16 protein-coding genes and 2 pseudogenes are annotated in these 21,865 nt (G+C 65.3%); 4 read left to right on the top strand and 14 right to left on the bottom strand.

The window, feature by feature from the left end; translation table 11 throughout:
* Window positions 1-548 precede the first annotated feature (548 nt).
* Entirely contained in the window at window positions 549-2,114 is a 1,566-nt protein-coding gene (locus ACGFJ2_RS59075) for an ISL3 family transposase (RefSeq protein WP_393484207.1), read from the top strand.
* 69 nt (window positions 2,115-2,183) lie between these two features.
* Here the strand turns inward: ACGFJ2_RS59075 and ACGFJ2_RS59070 are convergent, their stop codons facing one another.
* The 13 genes and pseudogenes from ACGFJ2_RS59070 to ACGFJ2_RS59010 all read right to left on the bottom strand — a co-directional run bounded on the left by ACGFJ2_RS59070 (window position 2,184) and on the right by ACGFJ2_RS59010 (window position 13,939).
* On the bottom strand, window positions 2,184-2,651 hold the full coding sequence (locus ACGFJ2_RS59070) for a transposase (protein WP_393484204.1): 468 nt from the start codon (window positions 2,649-2,651) through the stop codon (window positions 2,184-2,186).
* Between the two features lie 47 nt (window positions 2,652-2,698).
* Window positions 2,699-3,529, bottom strand: a complete 831-nt coding sequence (locus tag ACGFJ2_RS59065; protein ID WP_393484201.1) for a transposase — start codon at window positions 3,527-3,529, stop codon at window positions 2,699-2,701.
* 323 nt (window positions 3,530-3,852) lie between these two features.
* Entirely contained in the window at window positions 3,853-4,926 is a 1,074-nt protein-coding gene (locus ACGFJ2_RS59060) for a tartrate dehydrogenase (RefSeq protein WP_357955440.1), read from the bottom strand.
* A gap of 94 nt (window positions 4,927-5,020) precedes the next feature.
* Window positions 5,021-5,944, bottom strand: coding sequence for a nitrilase-related carbon-nitrogen hydrolase (locus tag ACGFJ2_RS59055; protein ID WP_358185250.1), 924 nt, complete (start codon window positions 5,942-5,944; stop codon window positions 5,021-5,023).
* Window positions 5,945-6,063: 119 nt separating this feature from the next.
* Window positions 6,064-6,798, bottom strand: coding sequence for a GntR family transcriptional regulator (locus ACGFJ2_RS59050; protein WP_357955444.1), 735 nt, complete (start codon window positions 6,796-6,798; stop codon window positions 6,064-6,066).
* A complete protein-coding gene (locus ACGFJ2_RS59045; protein ID WP_393484196.1) occupies window positions 6,795-7,661 on the bottom strand; it encodes an ABC transporter ATP-binding protein in 867 nt (288 codons plus the stop codon). Before ACGFJ2_RS59045 ends, ACGFJ2_RS59050 begins: the two co-directional genes overlap by 4 nt.
* A gap of 2 nt (window positions 7,662-7,663) precedes the next feature.
* A complete protein-coding gene (locus ACGFJ2_RS59040) occupies window positions 7,664-8,512 on the bottom strand; it encodes an ABC transporter permease subunit (protein WP_357955447.1) in 849 nt (282 codons plus the stop codon).
* Window positions 8,513-8,571: 59 nt separating this feature from the next.
* On the bottom strand, window positions 8,572-9,567 hold the full coding sequence (locus ACGFJ2_RS59035) for an ABC transporter substrate-binding protein (protein WP_357955449.1): 996 nt from the start codon (window positions 9,565-9,567) through the stop codon (window positions 8,572-8,574).
* 176 nt (window positions 9,568-9,743) lie between these two features.
* On the bottom strand, window positions 9,744-10,661 hold the full coding sequence (locus ACGFJ2_RS59030) for a ketopantoate reductase family protein (RefSeq protein WP_357955451.1): 918 nt from the start codon (window positions 10,659-10,661) through the stop codon (window positions 9,744-9,746).
* Window positions 10,658-11,038: a cupin domain-containing protein gene (locus ACGFJ2_RS59025; RefSeq protein WP_357955453.1), complete on the bottom strand. Its 381-nt coding sequence runs from the start codon at window positions 11,036-11,038 to the stop codon at window positions 10,658-10,660. Before ACGFJ2_RS59025 ends, ACGFJ2_RS59030 begins: the two co-directional genes overlap by 4 nt.
* A 201-nt stretch (window positions 11,039-11,239) precedes the next feature.
* Window positions 11,240-11,464: pseudogene (locus ACGFJ2_RS59020) on the bottom strand (integrase core domain-containing protein); the annotation flags it as partial.
* Window positions 11,465-11,758: 294 nt separating this feature from the next.
* Window positions 11,759-12,622 (bottom strand): annotated as a pseudogene (locus ACGFJ2_RS59015) (IS1380 family transposase); the annotation flags it as partial.
* A gap of 123 nt (window positions 12,623-12,745) precedes the next feature.
* Entirely contained in the window at window positions 12,746-13,939 is a 1,194-nt protein-coding gene (locus ACGFJ2_RS59010) for a group II intron reverse transcriptase/maturase (RefSeq protein WP_393484191.1), read from the bottom strand.
* Between the two features lie 123 nt (window positions 13,940-14,062).
* On the opposite strand from ACGFJ2_RS59010, the gene ACGFJ2_RS59005 reads away from it, so the two are divergent.
* Window positions 14,063-17,209 carry a Tn3 family transposase gene (locus tag ACGFJ2_RS59005; RefSeq protein WP_393484210.1) on the top strand — a complete coding sequence of 1,049 codons (3,147 nt, stop codon included), beginning with the start codon at window positions 14,063-14,065 and terminating at the stop codon, window positions 17,207-17,209.
* A 175-nt stretch (window positions 17,210-17,384) separates the two neighbouring features.
* On the opposite strand, the gene ACGFJ2_RS59000 is transcribed toward ACGFJ2_RS59005, so the two are convergent.
* Entirely contained in the window at window positions 17,385-17,648 is a 264-nt protein-coding gene (locus ACGFJ2_RS59000; RefSeq protein WP_393484189.1) for a hypothetical protein, read from the bottom strand.
* Between the two features lie 126 nt (window positions 17,649-17,774).
* On the opposite strand from ACGFJ2_RS59000, the gene ACGFJ2_RS58995 reads away from it, so the two are divergent.
* Together ACGFJ2_RS58995 and ACGFJ2_RS58990 are read left to right on the top strand one after the other, a co-directional pair.
* Window positions 17,775-21,473, top strand: a complete 3,699-nt coding sequence (locus ACGFJ2_RS58995) for a HEAT repeat domain-containing protein (RefSeq protein WP_393484186.1) — start codon at window positions 17,775-17,777, stop codon at window positions 21,471-21,473.
* A 97-nt stretch (window positions 21,474-21,570) separates the two neighbouring features.
* On the top strand, window positions 21,571-21,780 hold the full coding sequence (locus tag ACGFJ2_RS58990; protein ID WP_393484183.1) for a hypothetical protein: 210 nt from the start codon (window positions 21,571-21,573) through the stop codon (window positions 21,778-21,780).
* Window positions 21,781-21,865: the final 85 nt, after the last annotated feature.

Genomic DNA, 21,865 nt, shown 5'->3' with positions numbered 1-21,865 from the left:
CCAGCACATCTGGACCCGCCAACCGACAGTAACGCTACAAATCCATATGATCACACTGCGACATCAAGGACAGAGGCTCGCGTAACGCACTCTGAAGGCGGGTTAGCCAGCAAGGTCCATCCGGTCCCCAAAACCCCAGACTCGCCTCGGCCGCCCACCAGGTCTCGACATGCCCATCACGGAAACGCCGCTGCACCGCCGTCCAGTCGCCGGGCGCATCCGGCCCGTCCCAGGCCAGCACGGCGGCGGCGTCGCAGGGGGTGTAGGCATCGGCGCCATAAGCCCACGTGCCATGCTTGGGGCGCACCGCCACCACCCAGCCCAAACCCGCCGTGCGCAACTCGCCACGGAAATCGTCCAGATCACCATAGGTGTGACTTTGATCGCTTGACGGGTCTGGTGCACTTGATGGGGAGCAACTACCGGCTGTGAGTCCCGGGCTATGGGCTGGTAGCGATCGTGTAACTCGTTGCGCATGAGAACGGCCGTTCTGTCACGATCTGGATCGCCAAGATCTGGATCATGAAGAACGGCCGTGGGGGTTCATTGTGCTGCACGAGCTCGACGACAGGGAAGTCGATCTGCTGGATCGGCTGTTTCCGCACCTGGCTGGACTGGTTCTCGATCAGGTGGAGGACGTCGCCGGCAGTGTGCGGATCGTAGCTCGAACCGGGTCGGAGATGGTGGCTTGCCGCAGCTGCCAGATGCCGTCTTCGCGGGTGCACGACAGATATCGGCGTCGGCTGCAGGACGTGGCCTACGGTGGGCGGCCTGTCGAGGTCATGCTGGAGGTCCGCCGCTTCATCTGCGGCAATCTGGGCTGCCCGATCGTGACGTTCGCTGAGCAGGTGCACGGGCTGACGGCCATGTACCAGCGGCGGACGGTCGGGCTGCGCGGACTGTTGGAACGGATCGCGCTCGCGCTGGCCGGCCGTGCGGGAGCACGGATGGCGAGCGGCCTGGGCGCGGTGGTGTCCAGGATCACGCTGATCCGGATGGTCAGAGCGATGCCTGACCCCGAGATCGGGCAGGTCACCGTGCTCGGGGTCGACGACTGGGCCAAGCGACGCGGCCAATCGTACGCCAGCGTCCTGGTCGACATGGACGGTCACCGGATCATCGACATCCTGCCCGACCGCGAGGCCGGCACCTTCGCCGAATGGCTGCGCGCCCATCCCGGAGTCGAGGTCATCTGCCGGGACAGGGGCGGGCCCTACAGCATGGGAGGCCGGGAGGGCGCTCCGAACGCTCAGCAAGTCGCCGACAGGTGGCATCTGTGGGACAACCTGGGCGAATACGTGAAGAAGACCGTCGCTGCGCACCATAGCTGCGTCAAGGAACACTACGCCGTCCTCAAGCAAGCCGCCGCCGAGCAGGCACCCGACCCCGGGCAGACGGCCGAGCGGGCGACCGCAGCGCAGGCCGAGAGCCGCTCCCGGGTAGTACGCGCTCGCCGACTATATGAGCAGGTCCAGGCGCTCAAGGCCGAGGGCCGGCACATCGCCGCGATCACCAGAGAACTGCGCATCTCGCCCGTGACCACCCGACGTTACTTCCACGCGGAAAGCGTTGACGAACTCGTGGCAGCGCCGCTGGCCGGATGGCCGAGCATGCTGGACGACTACAAGGTTCACCTGCACCAGCGGTGGAACTCCGGCTGCACCAACATCAAGCAGCTCCATCGAGAGATCGCCATGCAGGGGTTCCGCGGCACCTACTGGACCGTCTACCGCTACCTGGCCCCGTTCAAGGGGAGCGCCGCACCAGCCGCCGTTCCTTCTCCGCCCAAGGTCCGGCACATCACCAGCTGGATCCGCCGACGCCCCGACAACCTCGACGCCGATGAGCAGGTCAAACTCAAAGAGGTCCGGGCAGCCTGCCCTCACCTGGACATCTTGCGCGGTCACGTCGAAGAGTTCGCCAAGATGATGACCGGCCGCCACGGGGAGCGCCTCGACGCGTGGATCGCCGCCGTCCGCACGGACGACCTGCCCTACCTGCACACCTTCGCCAACGGCCTCGAACGCGACCACGCCGCCGTCCTCAACGGGCGGATGCTGCCCTACAGTTCGGGCGCCGTCGAGGGCAAAGTCTGCAAGATCTTAAATTTCTGAAGCGGCTCATGTTCGGCCGCGCCAACTACGACTTGCTGAGGAAGATGGCACTGCTGAACTGAACCCGGATCACCGACCGTGATCGCTCCCCATCAAGTGCACCAGACCCGTCGAACGATCCAAGTCGACACCATAGGCGCAGTCGGCCAGCACGGCGCGAAAGGCCATCCCCGCCGTGACAGCCCGCCCTGCCAGCTCCACGGCAATCTGCCACTTGGTGCAAAACGCCGGGTCGCTCTTCCCCCGCGCGAAGTGGCGGGCCGGCGTGTAGGGCCGGGCATGCAATGGATAGTAGAGGCGCTCATCGGCCCACAGCGTGCTCACCGTGACGATGCCGCTGTCGGTCTTGCCGTACCGGCCCAGCCATTGGCGGCCCACATGCGCGGTGGCGGTGCCGTCTTTGCGGTCCCCACTGTCATCGATCACCAGCACCCCGCCCGCGTGCGGCGCGGTCGCACTCTGGGCCAGCAGTAACTCCAGCCGCCGGGCATTGACCCGATCAGGATCCCCCTCTGCGCGGGAGAGCGACGGCGTCATCGACTACGTCACCGAGGTGAACAACAGCCCCAACCGTGACGAGCTCGTCAGGGTGCTGGTCGCCGAGGACCACGTGAACCGCCCGAGCTGGCGGCCGAATTCGACCGGCGGCGGGCCCAGCAGGCCGAACAGCGGGCCGGACACCGCACCGAGACGCCGCCCGCGCGGCCGGCGGGCAAGGCAGGCACCGGTGCCGCGCTGGTCACCGCTCTGACCGCCCTGGCCGAGCAGTCCGCACAGGTCGCCAAGCGCTTCCCGGGACTGGTGCAACTGGATGTCGCGCAGCTGGCCGACGCCGCCGTCGCGCTGGACGAGCTGGACGTCTTCATGAAATGGGCACGCCAGGTCACCGCGATCCGCGCGGTCGGCGTCCCGGCGCAGCGCCGAGCTCGGCGCGAGACTGCGACAGCGTGATGGACCAGCACCCGCCCGAGGACCGGCCCGAGCAGGCCGCCGTGTTGTTCCAGGTTGAGTTGCCCTTTGAGGGTGTCGTTGACCGACTCGATGAGCTGGCGGACCTTCTTGAGCATCGGTTCGCCGTACCTCTGTTTCTCTCGCTTGCGCGAGGGGCGCAGCAGCTCGATGCCCTGTTCGGCGAGTTCCTTTTCGAAGGGCTTGGAGGCGAAGCCCTTGTCCGAGATGAGCAGGATGCCCTCGCGCTCGGCGATCAGGTCGGCGTCGATCTCGAGCATCGCTGCCAGCACCTCGCGCTCGCCGATCTTCGGGATGGCCAGTGCCCACATGATGGGCATCCCCGCCGGGGTACAGACCAGATACAACCGCAGGCCCCAAAAGAACCGCGAATGTGAGGCGCAGTAGCCGTAGCTGCCCCAGCCGGCCAGGTTCGAGCGTTGCACCTCCTGCTCTGATGGGCGCACGAAAAAGATTCACTGATCATCTCGACGGTTTCCACCGGCCGAGGTTCGCTGCCGCCTGCCCGGCTGAGGTGGGTGATTTTCCGGTCAGTATGCGCCACAGGGTCTTCTCGTGTAGGGGACGTCGCGGCGGGACAGCAGCCGATGGAGGGTAGTCTTGGCGGCGGTCTTGGTCTGGTCGGGGGTTTCTTGCGGCGTTCGGCGGTGGCTAGGACTGAGGGGGCGCCACGTTCTCCTCAAGCGGATGGTTGTTCCACCAAACCGGAGCAACCTCATGCCGTCGATACCCAGCACCGTCCTGGCCGCGGAGCTCACCGGCTGATCGGCTATCCGCCCAATCGGGCGAGAATCGCTTCGGTCATCTCCACCGTGCCGGCGGTGCCGCCAAGGTCGAGCGTCCGGACGTCAGACGAGCCCAGAACGTCTTCGACGGCCTTCGTGACCGCGGCCGCAGCATCGGTTTCTCCAAGGTGATCGAGCATCATGGCGCCGGCGAGGATCTGGGCGGTCGGGTTCGCTATGCCCTTGTGAGCGATATCGGGGGCAGAGCCGTGCACCGACTCGAACATGGACGGGTGGGTGCGCTCGGGATTGATGTTGCCGGAGGGAGCGATACCGAGGCTACCTGCGACTGCGGCGGCCAGATCGCTGAGGATGTCGCCGAAGAGGTTGGATGCGACGACGACGTCGACTTTGTCCGGGGAGAGGACCATGCGAGCGGTGAGCGCGTCGATGTGGCATTGGTCGGAAGAAACCTGCGGGTTGTCCGCTGAGATCTCGTGAAAGATCTGGTCCCAGAACGGCATTGAGTGAATGAGGCCGTTGGACTTGGTCGCTGACGTCACGTGACCACCGCGGTGCTGGGCGTGGGAGAACGCGAAGCGCATGACTCGCTCCATGCCGTGACGGCTGAAGACCGCTTCCTGCACGGCGAACTCATGGGGCGTACCCGTGGCGTGTCGTCCACCGATCTCTGAGTACTCCCCCTCGCAGTTCTCCCGCACGATCACCATGTCGATGTCTGACGGTCCTCGACCCGCGAGCGGCGGGGTGATCCCGGGGAACAGCCGAACAGGTCGAAGGTTGACGTACTGCTGGAACGCGCGCCGGATCGGGATGAGCAAACCCCACAGTGACACGTGGTCGGGTACGCCCGGGAAGCCGACGGCGCCGAGGAAGATGGCGTCGTACTCGCGGAGCTGATCGATACCGTCGGCCGGCATCATCTGGCCGGTGCGCACGTACCGTTCGCAGCTCCAGTCGAACTGCCTCCAGTCGAGCGTGAAGCCGTGGCGGCAGGCGACGGCGTCAAGAACCTTCTGCGCCGCCACCGTCACCTCCGTTCCGATGCCGTCCCCGGGGATGGCGGCGACTCTGTGCGTGCCGGGTGTCGTCGTCATGTGTTGCCTCCACATCCATTGCAGGGTGCCTGCGTACGTCAGGGCACATCGGCCGATTTCAACAGTGTGCTCATCCAGGTGCCGGTCAGGAGAGCTAGTCGGTTTCGGTGAAGACCGCTCGCTGAACCCGTTCGTTGACGGTGAGGCGGAAGATGTCGGGCCTCGCGTAGTGGCCGACCACGTCGAAGTCGTACTTGCCGCGGACGATCTCGGCCAAGTCGAGGTCTGCGGTCAGCACCGCTTCCTGGTCGAAGCACGGCCCGGCGAGGATCTCTCCCATGGGAGAGACGATGAGCGAGCCTCCCCGCGACATCAGCGCGGATTGGTCGCTCGTCTTAACGTCGGCGCAGTCGTCGTCCAGGGTGATGTACTGATTGGCTCCGAGGACGAAACACCGTCCTTCGCATGCCACGTGGCGCATGGTTGCGGTCCAGGTGTCACGGCTGTCTGCGGTCGGAGCGCAGTAGATCTGGATGCCTTTGGAGTACATCGCGGCGCGCAGCAGCGGCATATAGTTCTCCCAGCAGACAACGGCTCCGAGACGCCCTATCTCGGTATCGAAGACGTTGAGTGTCGAGCCGTCGCCGAAACCCCAGATAAGCCTTTCGGCGCCTGTGGGCATGAGCTTGCGGTGCTTGCCGAGGTACGCGCCCGTAGCATCGTAGAAGAGGACCGTGCAGTAGAGAGTCCCACCATCTCGTTCGATGACGCCGATGACCAGGTGGGTGCGGAACTCGGCGGCGAGTTCGCCCAGCTCGAACACGACCGGTCCGGGAACGTCGATTGCGGCGTTCCAGTAGTGACGAAACTCCTCCCGGCCCTCAGGGGTGCGGCTCCCGATCGAGGTGCCGAATGTTGCTCCTCGTGGGTAGCCGCCGAGGAAGGCTTCCGGGAAGACGGCCAGCTTGGCGCCTGACCGGGAGGTGTCGGACAGCAGATTGCGTATCTTCGCCATGCTCGCGCGATGGTTGTTGTGGACTGGGGATGCTTGAACGACTGCTGCTCGGACAGAGTCCATGGGTGTCTCCTGCGGGAGGGTAAGCGTGCAACGGCGACAGCGTGACAGCGCGATAGGCGTCTTGGCCTGTAACCGTGTGGGAGAGAAGGGTTTGACGGGATGTGCGGTTGGGCCGGCGCTCAGTGGTCGGCGGGCGTGCTGTGGTTCAACCACGTACTGCCGTCGGCCTCTTCGACTTCCATCGCTGTCAGAATTACGTGCTTGACGGAGTTGCTGTGCTGCTCAAGAAGGGTCGCGAGCCTTTCACCGTCTCGCTCTCTCAGCGCGTCGACCATGGCGATGTGGTCTCGGTGTCGTTCCTCGCGCATCCCCGTGTGGTGACGGAACAGGTAGTCCGAGATTTGAAGATGAAGGTTCAGGAGTTTGTAGTGACGCGTCAGGTGGGCGTTGCCGGCCGACCGGATGATGATCTCGTGCAGACGGACGTCAGCATCGATGAATTTGGCGATCGACTGTTTCTCGGGAGGCTTGGACAGCGATTCCTCTTCGAGGATGACCAGTAGCTCGGACAATTCTTGAAGTTCAGCCGAGGTGATGTTCTTCGCGGCGCGGGACGCTACGTATTTTTCGAAGATCTGGCGTAGCTCGAACAGGTCGGCGATGTCCGATCGGGTGAGCTTGACCGCCGTCGTTCCGCGGCGGTCCGACACCTGCAGGAGCCCCTCGGAGACCAGTCTCGTGATCGCTTCCTTCACCGGGCTGCGGCCCAGCTTCGTCTGGCTGGCCAATTTGGCTACCGAGGTCTGCTCACCCGGGCGGATCTGGCGTCGCAACACCATTTCTCGGATTCGCTCGTACGCGATGTCGGCGAGCGGAACACTGGGCGACGGCATAGGCTCCTGGTCCTTCGTCATCGGCTCACCACATCCTCGATCGTACTCGCCTCCTTCGCCAGTGTCCGAATCGCGGAGTTGCCGGCTTCTCGCCCATCTGTGCTGGCGGCGCGAAGAATCTCCCTGACCCGCCGTTCGGCGGTATGACGCGCCTCGGCTGACGGTTCACCGAACTCGCTCAGTTCCACGGTGCCCACGACACGGCCGGGCGCGGCGAGCACGAGAACTCGCTGGCCGACTTCAACGGCTTCGCTGATGGAGTGCGTCACGAAGACCGTCGTCTTCCGGGTGTCCTGAATGAGCTTGAGCAGGTCCGATCGCACCGCTGCTGCCGTCACCTCGTCCAGGGCGCTGAACGCTTCGTCCGCGAGGATGAGATCGGGGTCGGTGAGGAACGTGCGGGCAATGGCTGCCCGCTGCTGCATCCCCCCGGACAGCTCATGGGGGTGAACGTGGGCGAATTTACCAAGTCCGAGCTTGTCGAGCCATTCGGCGGCGCGCTCCTTGCGCTCCTTCTTCCCGACTCCGAGGATCTGGAGGCCGAGGGCGACGTTGTCGATGGTGGTTCGCCACGGAAGGAGTCGCGCAGTCTGGAAGATGATCCCGACTTTGGCACGTAGCTCATCGAAGTCACGGTAGGGGTCGTGCCCGAGAACACGGACGCGACCGGACGTGACGGACTGCAGACCCATCATCAGCGACAGGGCGGTGGATTTGCCCGAGCCGGTCGCTCCTACGATCGCGACTCGCTCCTGCGGGGCCACATGGAAACTGAGGTCGCGGCAGACGACGAGCTGTTCCTTGCCTCCCGTGGGGCCCTTGCGTGCGAATGCCTTGGTGACGTCGTCGAAAACGACAGGCAACGTGGGCTGTGGCTGATTCATGATTAACCCCTTCCGACCGCGGGCCGCCACGCCAGGAGGCGACTCTCGGCGAGACCACGGACAGCCTGCAAGATCATCAGGACCACGACCAACAGCAGTGTCCAGGCTATCGCTCCGGCCATGTCGAAGATCGATTGCGAGTTGAGCAACTCATAACCGACCCCCGTTGTTGCCCCGACCAACTCGGCGACGACCACGACTCGGATCGCGGTGCCGAGATTGACCTCCCACGCGGACAGCATTGCGGGGATGACCGCGGGCCACACGATGAGCCGGAATCGTTGGATCGGCCTTGCTCGGAACGCGACAGCCACTTCCTGCAGGTCGTGGGGAACGGACCGGACTGCGCCGACAGTGTAGAGAGCGAAACTCGGCGTGAGTTCCACGAGCATGATGAACGCGATGCGCGTCTCGACGTCCTTGAACCAGATGACCGCGAAGACCACCCATGACAATCCCGGCACACCCTGCAGGAATTGCAGAATCGGGCGCGCATAGGTCTCGAATGTTCGCCGGGCGCCCATGAGCAGCCCTATGGCCACACCCAGCAGGAAGGTGGTGATCAGTGCTAGGACGACTCGTTCCACGGTGATGAGAAGGCTCTTCAACGTCGCGGAGTTGGTGACGATGTGGACGAGTGAATTCCAGATATCGGGTATCGACGGAGCCACCAGACTCGATAGGAACAGTGTGCTAAGCTGCCACAGTCCGGCGATTGCGATGATGTCGATAACTGCTGCGCGTTTGCCTTTGAGTGCCGACAGGCAAACGCGCCAGGCAGGAGTTGGGAGAACGCGGCCAGTTTCGGGTGCGACGGAGGCTTTGTTCTCCGCCAATTGCCTGATGTTCACGACAGCATTTCCGTCTTTCGCACGTGAGAAGAATTGAAGGGCATGGTCAGGCGCCGAGATCAACCCTGCTGGTAGACCACGCCCTGCGGCACAGACTTGAGGTAGCCGGACTCAACTGCTGCGCGGAATACGGTGTCGATCGCATTTGTCTGCGACGAAGCCCAGTAGACGTTCAAATTGAGTCTCGTCGACTTCAGCAGTGCGGCGATGGAGGCTTCACGGATTCTCAGTGCCTTCGAGATCGTTTGCGCCGCCTCCGTTGGGTGCTCCTTCACGTACGCCGCGGCATCGACGTAGGTGTCGTACAACTGCGAGACCTCTCGCTTGTGCGAGGTGATCCAGCTCGTCTGGGCGGCCAGCCCGAGGTAGGGGATGTGGGACTGGCCGGTCGCCTGCGTCCAGAGCTTCGCAAGGTCGAACGTCGTGTACTTGTCGCTGGTGCCTCCCTCGGTGAGGGATGAGTAGGCCGGCTCCCAGATCTCTACACCATCGGCCCGGTTGGCTTCGATGATCGGGGAAAGGGCCGGGCCCTGGACGCCCTGGACGCGCATGCTTCCTACGTCGAGTCCGTTCTTCTGGGCGACGTACTTGAACATCACGTACTGCGCCGACGTCAAGTCCGCGGCGAAGCTCTTGTTGCTGAAGTCACTGAGTTTCGTGATACCCGAAGTCTTGGGTGCCACCGCGGCACCCCAGTAGTTGTACACGTTGAACAGGTACTGGACTTTTCCGCCCTTCTGGGAGAGCAGACCGACATCGGTGAGCAGTGTGCCGCTGGCGCCCACCTGCGTCGCGCCCGAGGCGAAGTTGGTACGGTAGGTGGCCCCCGGTTGTGGTTTGAATGAAATGTTCAGGCCGTGCTTCTTGTCCAATCCCTGATCTTTGATGATCGGGCTGAGAAAGAACCCGAGCGAAGGAGGTTGCTGTATGGCCAGTTCCAGGCTCGTCAGGTCGTCCGAGTTCTTACCGGAGTCTTTGGTTCCGCAGGCTGCCGACGCTAGACATGATGCGAGTGCCAGGCCAGCGAGGTACTTCCGCGATTGAGAGAACGACATTTCAGCCTCCTTGTGTGTGTACCTCGGCGCGTCCGTACGGACGCGTAGGGGGTCCGTACGGACGTATTGTTGGTCAGGCACCTGCATGCGAGGGCGCGCCTTTGCGAACGAGCAAGTGCGGTGATCGCCCGCTTTCAGGGCGCTTGGCTTAATCGACCGTACGCATTACCGTGCGGTCAGGCGGCAGCTGGGTCCAGCGTCTTGAGCATGTCGAGGACTACGCCGCTCACCGGGGTCTCGACGCCGTGTCGATCGCCCAGTTCGTGAACGTACCCGGTGAAGGCGTCGATCTCCAGCGGACGTCCGGCTGCCACGTCTTCTGCCATCGACGAGAGGATGTTCATCCGGTTTCCCTGTTCCCACACCTTGTCGCCGGCGTCCGAGGGGATCGGCGCGCCGTGGGCCCTTCCGACGGCGATTGCCTCCTCAAGCAGTGAGCCGTACAGGTGGCGGCCGGACGGACGCGCCAAGATGTCGCCGAGCGGGCGCTGGATGAGCGCAGTGAGCGGGTTGAGAGCACAGTTGAACAGGAACTTCTGCCACTTCTGCGCGCGGATGCGGTCGTCTGCGGCGATGTCCAGGTTGGCCGACCGGAACACGTCGAGAATGGAGTCGAGGTCGGGAGAGGGCTGTCCGACGTAGTCGCCGAGATGGATCCTCGGCGGAGAGGTGCAATCGATCACGCCGGGAGCGGTCCGCCGCGCGCCGATATAGAGGACACCCGAGAGAAGACGCGCCGGCCCAATCAGATCCGCGAGAACTTCTTCGTTCCGGACACCGTTCTGCAGGCACAACACACGCGCGTGATCACCGGCGACGGCGGTCAGCGCGGCAGCGGCCTCGTTAGTGTCGTAGGACTTGACGCAGAACAGAACCAGGTCGACAGCGGGAGTGGCTACGCCGCCGGGCTTGATCAGTTGCTCCGGGCGGGCGACGATGCGCGTTCCGTCCGGGTCGTTGACAACGATGCCCTCATGCTCGATCCGTGCGTAACTCTCGCCACGCGCGACGAGCGTGACCGAGATGCCGGCGTGCGCCAACTTGGCGGCCAGGTACCCGCCCGTCGCTCCTGAACCGATTACGCCAACTCTCATCGTGCTCCGCCCTCGGCCGTCAGCACGTGGTCGTACTGGTCGAACGGCGCTTGAGCGAGCACGAAGGTGAACAGCTCGTCGGAATCATTGGTGACCGTATGAACCTTCCCGGGCGGCATGGCACAGAAGGCGCCCGGGACGATCTCGTACGACATCGACTCATTGCTGTCCGAAATCGTGATCGTGCCACGGCCAGCCATCCCCAAGAACAGGTCCCAGATGACGGTGTGGCTGTGCTGTGCGATCGAGGCCCCGGGAGGGACGTTGAACACGCTGAATCGAATGGCGTCTGAGACGAACGCGACCCCTCTTTCACAGCCGGTGTGCGAGGGGTGCATCGGCACGAAGCTGGCGTGTTGTAGATAGGTGACATCCATGCCGTAGAAGCTAACATATCAATCTGACATGTCAATGCTCCTTCGGCTTACGGGGCAGACGTCGTCGTGCGGGGGCGGACGCGGCTGGACGACCAGACGGTTCCCAACCGCGACGTGTGGGTCTGTTCAACCCCTAACGGCTCTGTCCCGTAATCGGGTAGTGGTCGCGTCTGTCAATCCCCTCAAAGCGTGGAGACGGGTCTATGCCACAGCGGTCCTCAGCAGGGCCGATGAGGCTTGTCTCTTCTCGATCATGTGACGTTCGAAGGTGATGGGCGGCAGTCCGTCGTTGGCGCTGTGCCGCCGGCTGGTGTTATAGAAGTCGGCGATCCAGGTGGCGATCTTCAGGCGGGCCTCGGCCCGGGTGCGGAACCGGTGGCGGTGCACGTACTCGACCTTGAGGGTGCTGTTGAACGCCTCGGCCGCTGCGTTGTCGAGCGCTTATCCGGCTAATCAGGTCGGTGTTCGGCGTTGGCCGGTTAACGCTTTCAGCTCACGCGATTGGTGAGTCGGCGTATTTGCTCTTCGTGCTGACGGACACGAGCGGCGACGGCCTCTAGCCTCGATCTTTCGTGATCAAGGATTGGTCGGCTGAGCGGTCCGGCTGAGGGTTGATTACGGGTAGTGGTCAGCGCGCCGGCCCAGCTGTCGCGCCGGGTGGGCGGGGTTCCACGGGCCCGCGGGTGTCCTTTCCTGGTCGTAGGGTCGGTTGATTGCTGGTCAGGTGGGCGCGGGCAGGGCTTGCAGGCGGGTCAGGGCGGTGAGGATGTCGCGGGCCCAGGGCCAGCGGGCGGCCAGGCGCAGGCGCACGCGTCGGCTGCCGCGCACGAGTCGTCCGGCCACGGCGAACAAGCGCAGGCGCAGGCGTTTGGGCTCGTAGCTGCGGGCGGCGGTGCCGGGCAGCGCGAGCATCTGCATCCAGGCCAGCAGTTCGCAGGCCAGGGCGACGAGTTCGCACCAGATCTGGTTGCGGGCGAAGTGGTGCAGTGGCAGGTTGGCCAGGCCGGTGTCCTTGGCGCAGCGGATGCGGTCTTCGGCGCGGGCCCGGCGGCGGTGGCGCAGTTCCAGGTCGGCGAGCTGACCGCGTTTGGCGTCGGTGACGAAGCAGGTGACGCGGCATCCGTCGATGTCGGTGAAGCGCAGCTGGGCGCCGGGATGCGGACGCTCCTTGCGGGCGATGACCCGCATGCCCTTCGGCCAGCCCGTCAGGTCCAGCAGGCCGGTCAGCTCGGCCACCCAGGCGCCGGGCCGGACCTGACGGTCGGCGTCGTAGGCGGGCGTCCACGCGCTCTTGGGCAGGCGCAGGATGGCCTGTTGCACCTCCTCGGTGAGGGTGAACCCGATCGAGTACGACAGTCGCCGACCCGGCTTGGTCAGCCAGGACAGGAACTCATGGGTTCCGCCGCCGGAGTCGGTGCGGATCAGCACCTGGCGTCGGCGGTGCTTGGGCAGCTGGGCCAGGGCCAGCCGGGTGGCTTCGATGTGGTCGGCGGCGGTATTGGAACCGGCGTTGCCCGGTCGCAGCAGAATGGCCAGCGGTTCACCGGAGCCGCCTTCTCCGTGGTCGGCGAAGACGGTGATCGGGGCACCGGTAGGCCACCGGCGAGGTGCCCGCGCGGAGCGCGGGTCCTTTTCCGGTGACCTCCGGCCCGAACCGCCCGTGCGGCTTTGACCGCAGACGGCTCTCCAGTGATCTTCGTGGTTCCGTCAGCCGCTGGCGTGGATGGCGGTGTGACAGTCACGGCAGACCACGAGGGTCTTTCGCCGTTTCTTGACCATCACCGTCACCCAGGCCGGGTGCGGCTGCCTGCGGTCGGTCAGGTCCGCGAGGCTGCGAACGTGGTGGACGACAATGTCGTCCGTTTCGCCGCAGATCTCGCAGCGTCCGGCCAGGAGCCTGGAGATCAGTTCCTTGCGCCGGACAACGGTCCTGGTCATGGACTTGTCGATGACCAGTGCGGTTCTCTGCCGCCGCAGCGGAATCCCGCCGAACCGCGCGACCAGCGGCTTCCTGCCGGGACGCTCCGTGATGACCTGCAAGCACGTGCGGGGTCCGACCGGGGTGTCGACTTTGGCCTTGTATCTCCGGGCCATGGTCGCGACGGTCGAGCGGTGCTTGCCGGCGAGCGTTTTGAGCAGCGAGGTTTCCATCACCCAGCGGAGCCGGGCGAGGCGGAATACGTCGCTGGCGAGCAGGTAGTACTGGACGATGCCTCGGTACTCGGCTCCGTAGGTCCTGATGATGTCCCGGTCCGGGGCGGCGAACAGGTTGGAGCGGTGCACGGGTTTGCCGCGGTCGAGGTAGCGAGTGCAGTAGGCGTTGATCACCGGGATCGGCACCCGCAGCCGGATCACGCCGTTGACAGACCTCCGCCGGTTCGTGATCTTCGTGGTGCTGTGCTGAACGGTGATCTCGTAGCCGAGGAACCGTGCCGCTTGGGTGCGGGCATGGGTGATCAGGGTCTTGTCCGGCGACAATTCGAGCTTGAGGTCTTCATGCAGGAACTGGGCCAGGCGTGCCTTGATCTGCTCGGCTTCGGCCTTGGGTCCGGCGAACCCGAACAGGATGTCGTCGGCATAACGGATGTAGCGGAGCCTGCGATAACTCGGATCTCGGGGATCTGAGCTGGGCAAGGACCGCAGCCGTTTGCGTAGGGCGCGGAACTCGGCGAGGTCGCCGCGTTCGCGGGCTCTGCGCATCGCGTAGTACGTCCTGTGATACTCCCGGTTCGGTTTCCGGGAGCCTCCTCGGGTGTATTCCGGGATGAGGACGGTCTCGACGAAGACGTCCAACCGGTCCAGATAGATGTTGGACAAGATCGGGGACGCGACCCCGCCCTGCGGACAACCGCTGAGCGTCGCGTTGAAGATCCAGTCTTCCAGGTATCCGGCTTGCAGCATGTGTCTGATCAGCCGAAGAAACCGGCCGTCGTGGATGTTGGGGTGTCGGTAAGACTGCTGTCACCCGGTACACGCGATTGCGTTAGTGCACGTCAACGGGGGCCTTTCCTGGACTGATAGCGGATCTTTCGCCGATCCTCGACGCGTGCGATCAAGCACGGTCAGTATGGACACCGGAATCGTGGATCTGCGGGTGGCGGGCGGCTGCCCGCTCGCGAGAGAGCCGGATGTCTCGTGGCGCGTGTGCTGGACGAGGACGATCTGATCGGGAACTGGACACTGGTCGGCGACGAGCTGGACCAGTTATCCGGGCGCCGGGGCGCGACGAAGCTCGGGTTCGCGTTGCTGCTTCGGTTCTATGCCTTGCACGGCCGGTTCCCGACCGGCCGCAGCGAGATTCCCGAGCAGGCGGTCGCCTACGTCGCGCGCCTGGTGGACGTGCCCGCGTCCGAGCTGGGGTTGTATGAGTGGGACGGCCGGACGATCAAGGCGCACCGGGCCGACATTCGCAAGTACTTCGGCTTCCGCGAGTGCTCCGTTGCTGATGCCGAGAAGGCCGCACAGTGGCTGGCCGTCGAGGTGTGTGAGAAGGAGCGGCAGGTCGACCGGGTGCGCGAGCAGCTGCTGGCGCATTTGAAGGAGGAGCGGATCGAGCCGCCGACCCGGGACCGGCTTCGGCGGATCATCGGGTCGGGGCTGCGGCAGGCCGAGCAGGCGCTGACCGCGCGGATCTGCAGCCGGATCCCCACCGAGGCGGTCGCGAGGATGCTCGCCATGATCGCGAAGACGGCTGACCCGGGAGATGAGGAGGAGCCGGCCCGCCAGGATGACGGCGCGTTGTTCGACGCCGCCGAGGTATCCGGGGTGGACGTGTTCGCGGCGATCCGGGAGGAGCCGGGCAACGTCAGCGTGAAGACGATCGAGCGGGAGGTGTTCAAGCTGAACGCGATCCGCAAGGTCGGGCTCCCCGACGATCTGTTCGCCGGCGTCGCGCCGAAGGTGCTGGCCAGTTGGCGGGGCCGGGTCGCTGCGGAGGCGCCGTCGCATCTGCGCAGCCATCCGCACGAGATCAAGATGACGTTGCTGGCCGCCTATCTGTTCTGCCGGGGCCGGGAGATCACCGACGCGCTGGTGGATCTGCTCATCGCCACGGTGCACCGGATCAACGCCCGCGCCGAGACGAAGGTCATCGGTGACTTCGTGGCCGAGTTGAAGCGGGTGTCGGGCAAGGAGAACATCTTGTTCAAGATGACCGAGGCGGCGCTGGAGGCCCCGGAGGAGCGCGTCGAGGACGTCATCTATCCGGCGGTGCCCGGTGGCCACCACACGCTGGTGTCGCTGCTGCATGAGTACCGGGCCAAGGGCACCTCCTACCGCCAGCATCGGCAGCGGGTGTTCAAGGCTTCCTACACCAACCACTACCGCACGGGCTTGATCCAGATCGTGGAGGCGCTGGAGTTCGGCTCGACCAACACGGTGCACGCGCCGATGATGGAGGCCCTGGCGCTGATCAAGCGGTACAAGGCCGAGGCCGGAAACCGGATGAAGTGCTACGCGCTGGGCGAGCACGTGCCGGTCGAGGGCATCATCCCACCTGAGCTGGTCGAGCTGCTGTATCGGGCCAACAGCACGCGACGCCAGCGGATCTTGCGCACCGTGTATGAGTGCGGGGTGTTTCAGAGCCTGCGGGAGAAGCTGCGCTGTAAGGAGATCTGGGTGGTCGGCGCGGAGAAGTGGCGCAACCCCGACGATGACCTGCCTAAGGACTTTGAGGACCGGCGAGCTGAGAACTACGCCAAGCTGCGCAAGCCGCAGGATCCCAAGCGCTTCACTGCGGAGATGATGGAGGAACTGGACACGGAGTTGTCGGCGTTGAACGACGCCCTGGGCGGCAAGGGCCTGCCCTGGCTGAAGATCGAAGAACGGCGAAACGCCGGGGCGATCCACCTGACGCCGTTGGATCCAGCGCCTGAACCGAAGAACCTGCGCCGGCTGAAGACGGCGATCCGCTCCCGGTGGGGCGTGGTTCCGCTGATGGACATGCTCACCGAGACCGCGCTGCGCACGGGCTGCTTGAACGTCTTCACCCCGGCGGGTACCCAGAACCACTTGGATGCCCAGGTGTTGTTCGAGCGGCTGCTGCTGTTGATCTACGCCTATGGGACCGGGGCTGGCGTTCGTGCAGTGGCCGCCGGCGACCATCCACATACTGAGGATGACCTGCGCTACGTCCGTCGCCGCTATCTGACCGTGGAGGCCTGCCGCGAGGCTGCCCGCATCATCGCCAACGCCACCTTCGCCGCCCGGCAAACCGCCTTGTGGGGTGAGGGCACCACTGCGGTGGCCTCTGACTCCACCCATTTCTCCGCGTTCGACCAGAACATCTTCACCGAGTGGCATTCGAGATATCGAAGGGCAAAGCGCGGCGTTTTGATCTACTGGACGGTCGACGTCGTCGGGTCGATGGCCGTGCATAGCCAGTTGATCTCCTGTTCGGCCTCTGAGGTGCACGCGATGGTCGAGGGGGCAATGCGGCACGGCACGGACATGGAGATCGAGCAGAACTTCGTCGATTCCCATGGAGCCACCTTCGTCGGGTTCGGCATCACCCGACTGCTGGACTTCGACCTGATCGCCCGGTTCAAGCAGATCAACAAGATGAAGCTGTACCTGCCCGGTCGGGGCGATCAGTCGTCCTACCCGCTGCTGGCGCCGGCGCTGACCCGGCCGATCAGGTGGGACATCATCGAGAACAACTACGACTTGATGCTGAAGTACGCCACCGCGATCCGGCTGCGCACCGCCTCCACCGAGGCGCTGCTGCGCCGGTTCACCAGCGAGACCACCCATCCGGCGTACGCGGCGATGCTGGAGGTCGGCCGCGCCCAGAGGTCGATCTTTTTGGCGCGCTGGCTGCGGGATCGGGATCTGCAGCGGGAGACCGAGTCCGGGTTGAACGTGGTGGAGAACTACAACGGGGTCAACGACTACATCCGGTTCGGCAAGCGTGGCGAGCTCGCCTCCAATCGGCTGGAGGAACAGGAACTGGGCATGTTGTGCCTGCATATCCTCCAAAGCTGCCTCGGCCTGATTAATACGTTGATGATCCAAGACACCCTCGCCCTGTCGGAGTGGCAGGACGTGCTGACCGACGCTGACCGGCGCGGCCTGACCCCGATCTTCCACTCGAACATGAGCCCGTACGGCGAGATCCAGCTGCGGACCGACCGCCGCCTGGACCTGACCGGCCTGCCGGCCGCAGGACGCTGAGGAGTTGTCACCTCATGGCGACGATCACCGTGATGAGTCAGAACGCGCAGTACGCGGCTCGTGCACCAGGGGCGCTGGCCACGGGTGGCACCACCATGAACGGCTCACCCCTCCCACGAAAGAGAGATTGCTCTGGCCTGGGCGGGCACCCCTTGGCACCCTGCCCAGGCCTTGATCACACCTCCTCTGGGGAGGTCTTGCGGTTCCCCTCCTCAGAGGACGGGGCGCGATCTCTTTCCTCGGAGGAGGACTTCTGGGCTTCCTCTTCAGAGGGATCAGGGGAAGGGCCGCCGTCTTCCTTGTCCACGGAGGAGTCACGCTTGTCTACAGGGGAGTCACGGTTGTGGCGACGGCGACGAGCCGCTAGCACGGCTCTGGTGCACGCGGTTGCTGCGGTGAGGAACTGCAGCAGTTCGCTAAGGAAATCGATGACACTCATGCGGCAAGCGTCGAAGCTTGGTGACCTTTTTTTCGGTGTCCTTAGCCCTCAGGATGTGGCTGACCAGCGGATCTGTTTTGTCCGCTCCGGACCTGGCCGGACAACGGGGCCCCATGGTGGGGCACGGTGAGCAGGAGCACGGGTGATCCCAGGGCCGTCTTCGCCGACAGGATGAGGCGGCTCATCGAAGCCGACGGCCGACCCCAGGATGCGATCGCCAACCAAGCCAATGCGATCCTCAAGCGGCACCAGGATCCCCGGACTGGCATGGATCCTCGAACCGGTCGACCTCCCCGCACCGTGAACCGCAAGCGGATCAGCGAGTGGATCGCCGGCCGTGAGTTCCCCGAGGAAACGGTTTTCGAGGCGGTGCTAGAAACAGTGCTCGAGCGCATCGAGGGACGAAAAGGGGTTGGGAGAGACCTGCGGGACGCGCAGGCATCGAGATCTTGCTGGCGTGCGGCCCGGGATGTCCCCCAGGACCCGTCGTGGCTGGAGGCATATCTGGAGGCCGCGCGCCAGGCCGCGGAGGCCCACCCCTACCCTGGCGTGCTGCCCGATGCCCGCTTGCCGCCGCTGTCTCAGGTGTATGTGCGGCGGCGGAGCCAATTGCGGGCCGCCCCTGACGAGTCCCGTGCCGAAGCCGATAAAGATTCCTCACGAGAAGAGCACACTCATGTCGGTTCTCCGGCGGATCGCCTCATAGCCGAGGAGATCTTGTCGGCCGGGCATGATGTGCTGCTGCTAGGCGGCCCCGGCGCGGGCAAGTCCAGCCTGCTGCGCCACACCCTGATTGCCGTGGTCACCAGCGAGCGGGCCAGCCCCAACGCCACCGTTGCGGACATACCGCTGTACGTGCCAGCCTCCTGCCTCACAGTGCAGGGCCTGTCGTTCGCCGGGCAGTTGGCCGCCGCGGTTCATGACGAGCTGTCCGGGCGGCGGGTCCCCGAGCTGCCCGCGGACGTCTTCAACCATCCGCCTCGCCGCGGGGCACGCTGGTTGGTCCTGCTCGATGGTCTCGATGAGATCAACGACGTTCGCCAACGCCTCCAGCTGACGCAGCGGTTGCGTGAGCATCGGGCCGGGCCCTACCGGTTCGTACTGACCAGCCGTCTACTTCCGGACGATGAGCTGCGGCCGCTGGAGCAAGACCGCCAACTGCGCATCTATGAGCTGCTGCCCTTCGACCTCAGGCAACTGCACGACTTTGCCGACGGCTGGATGCGCGCCGCCCACGAGGCGGACCCCGAACGGCTGCCCGACCCCGAGAGAGCAGTGCGCGCCTTCCTGAGTCAGGTGGCCGATCCGCCACTGTCCGAGCTGGCCCAGATCCCGCTGCTGGCCACCATTTTGTGCCAGCTGCATGCCGCCGGACCCGATCGGGTCCTGCCTCGCGACCGGTACGGCATTTATCAGAGCTTCCTGGAGCTGCTGCGGCAACGCCTGCACGATCCGCAGGTCCCTGGCCTGCCCGATGCGACCCTTGCCGCCCTGCGCAAGGTCGCCACCCGACAACATCAGGATCATGACGGTGACGGCGATGGCAAGGATCTGCTGGGCGAGGTGCTGCGCGCCACCGACGGTCTGCGTCCACCGGGCATGCCGGTACGCGACTGGACAGCCCGGCGCTCACACTTGGTACGCCGGACCGGCCTGGTTACTGCCCGCGACAACAGCTACACCTTCATCCACCAAACCATCAGTGAATTCCTCGCTGCCCAGCACGTCGCCTCCGACGCTCAGCTCAGCAGACAGGCCTTCCACGACCTGTTCGGCTGGCATAATCCCCGACGACCAGCAGCCCTATCGTCCTACCGCCGGTTCCTCATCGCCGCCTGGCACGCCAACCCACCGCCGCCCGGCACGCCGCCACAGCTGACAACGGCCGTGCACCGCTGGGCAATAGAGCGCGACGGCGCCGAGATTGTCATTGAGCTCGTTACGGAAGGTATCGCGCTGCCCCCACAGATAGTCAACGTCGCCACCAACACCCTGACCACGTTGACCGCCGACCCTACGGTGAACGGCACTTCCCGGGTCGTTGTGGCGCGGAAGTTGACCGAGTTGGGCGGCCCACGGGCCATAGAGGTCTGGGCCGCGCTCGCCACCGACCCCACCCTGAACGACCATCGCCGTGGCGATGCGGCACGGGCGCTGGCCAGGCTGGATGACGCACGGGCCACGGAAGTGTGGGCCGCCCAGGCCGCCGACCCCACCCTGTCGGGCGCTTACCGTGTCGAGGCGGCGCGGGCGCTGTCCAGGTTGGATGACGCACGGGCCGTGGAGGTATGGGCCGCGCTGGCCACCGACCCCACCTTCGACGCGGATTTCCGTGTCGATCCTGCACGTGCGCTGGCCGAACGGGGCGACCCACGGGGCATCGACGTACTCGACGCCCTGGCCGCCAATCCCCACTTCGACTATTGCGTCTTGGCCGCTCGCACGCTGGCTGAGCTGGGCGACCCGCGCGGCAATGACCTGCTCGCCGCGCTGGCCACCGACCCCACACTGACCGACCGTCGCCGTGCCAACGCGGCTCGCACGCTGGCCGAGCTGGGCGACCCGCGCGGCAACGACCTGCTCACCGCGCTGGCCACCGACCCCACCGTGTCGGACGTTTTCCGTGGCACTGCGACGGAGGCGCTGGCCGAGCTGGGCGACCCGCGCGCCAACGACCTACTCGCCACGCTAGCCACCGACCCCACCACTTACGAATCTGTACGTATGGGCGCGGTGCGGACGTTGACGGACCTAAATGACCTGCGGGCTGCAGAGGTGTGGGTTGCGCTAGCCACCGACGTCACTCTCGGCGAAGAGAACCGTGTCTGGGCCGCGCGGGCGCTGGTAGAGCTGGGCGACCCACGGGCCGTGCAGGTATGTGCCAAGCTGGCCACCGATCCCACCATGATTGCCTACGGTCGTGTCTGGGCCGCGCGGGCGGTGTCTGAGCTGGGCGACCCGCACGGCAACGACCTGCTCGCCGCGCTGGCCACCGACCCCACCCTGAGCGGTAATTGGCATAACGATGCGGCGCGGGCGCTGGCCGAGCTGGGCGACCCGCGCGCCAACGACCTACTCGCCGCGCTGGCCACCGACCCCAGCCGGCAAGATTGTTACCGTGTCGGCGCCGCCCGACACCTGGCTGAGCTGGGCGGCCCGCGCGGCAATGACCTGCTCGCCGCGCTGGCCATCGATCCCTCCTTCACCGAGCGTGTCTGGGCTGCGAGTGAGTTGGCCAAGTCGGGCGACCCACGGGCCGTGCAGGTATGTGCCAAGCTGGCCACCGACTCCACCGTGTCATACGTTTCCCGCGGCACTGTTGTGCGTGAGCTGGCCAAACTGGGCGGCCCAAACGCTGCAGAAGCATGGATCTCAATGGCCGCCGACGCCATGGTGGTCCAAGACCGTACCGCAGCCTCGCGGGCGCTGGCTGAGGTGGATAGCCCGCAAGCCCTCAAGCTGCTCACCGCGCTGGCCACCGACTCCACCCAGGCCGACCTTAGGCGTCTCGGGGCGGCGCGGGCGCTGACCTTATTGAGCGACCAGCGAGGCAGTGACCTGCTCGCCGTGCTGGCCACCGACCCCACCCTGCACCGCCTTGTTCGTTGGATAGCAGCACGGGAAGTGCTCGAGGTAGATGTTCCCCAGATCGTGGAGATGTGGGCTGCACTGGCCACCGACTCCACCCTGGACAGCTATCACCGTGCCAAAGCGGTACAGAGGCTGGGACATGTGAACCAGTGGAGCTGGTGGCGTAGACGAACCGCTGTCTGGATCGTCATGCTTACCGGTCGAGTGCCGAAGGCACTTCTCTTCAGGAAATGACCCTTCCGTGAAGTAATCTGGCCGCATGCCGTCCTCCATGCCCAGCTCGGTCCCTTGCGGGCCAGGCCCGGATCGCGCCGAAATCACTTCACGAAAGGTGGTCGGGCTTCCCGAACGCCTCGATCCGGCGGACGACAGCCTGCCGGTGTGGACCGAGCGCTACCTCGATCTGGCCGTGCGCGGGGTCCGCTCGGCGGAGGTCACCGCCAAGATCTCCCGGCATCTGCAGCGCTTCGGCGCCTGGATCACCGGCGGCCTCGGGCACGACCGGCTCTCGGCCGTCACCCCGCGCGAGATTAGGAAATAACCTCTGTGTTCCCGCGTCCTGAGGCTGAGCGGGGCGCACCCCTTCTGACCTGTGACCTGGTGCTTCTGGTCGCCCCGTGCCGAGG

Origin of the sequence: Nonomuraea sp. NPDC049028 (assembly GCF_043197735.1) — a bacterium.
In the GTDB taxonomy this organism is placed as follows: domain Bacteria; phylum Actinomycetota; class Actinomycetes; order Streptosporangiales; family Streptosporangiaceae; genus Nonomuraea.
The sequence above is the reverse complement of the archived record's forward strand: the minus strand, read 5'-3'. Positions and strand labels throughout refer to the sequence as shown.

Coding starts and splice junctions, on each gene's coding strand:
- ACGFJ2_RS59070 (WP_393484204.1), bottom strand. CDS start 2,651: ATGACGCCGTCGCTCTCCCGCGCAGAGGGGGATCCTGATCGGGTCAAT.
- ACGFJ2_RS59060 (WP_357955440.1), bottom strand. CDS start 4,926: ATGACGACGACACCCGGCACGCACAGAGTCGCCGCCATCCCCGGGGAC.
- ACGFJ2_RS59055 (WP_358185250.1), bottom strand. CDS start 5,944: ATGGACTCTGTCCGAGCAGCAGTCGTTCAAGCATCCCCAGTCCACAAC.
- ACGFJ2_RS59050 (WP_357955444.1), bottom strand. CDS start 6,798: ATGACGAAGGACCAGGAGCCTATGCCGTCGCCCAGTGTTCCGCTCGCC.
- ACGFJ2_RS59045 (WP_393484196.1), bottom strand. CDS start 7,661: ATGAATCAGCCACAGCCCACGTTGCCTGTCGTTTTCGACGACGTCACC.
- ACGFJ2_RS59035 (WP_357955449.1), bottom strand. CDS start 9,567: ATGTCGTTCTCTCAATCGCGGAAGTACCTCGCTGGCCTGGCACTCGCA.
- ACGFJ2_RS59030 (WP_357955451.1), bottom strand. CDS start 10,661: ATGAGAGTTGGCGTAATCGGTTCAGGAGCGACGGGCGGGTACCTGGCC.
- ACGFJ2_RS59025 (WP_357955453.1), bottom strand. CDS start 11,038: ATGGATGTCACCTATCTACAACACGCCAGCTTCGTGCCGATGCACCCC.
- ACGFJ2_RS59010 (WP_393484191.1), bottom strand. CDS start 13,939: ATGCTGCAAGCCGGATACCTGGAAGACTGGATCTTCAACGCGACGCTC.
- ACGFJ2_RS59000 (WP_393484189.1), bottom strand. CDS start 17,648: ATGAGTGTCATCGATTTCCTTAGCGAACTGCTGCAGTTCCTCACCGCA.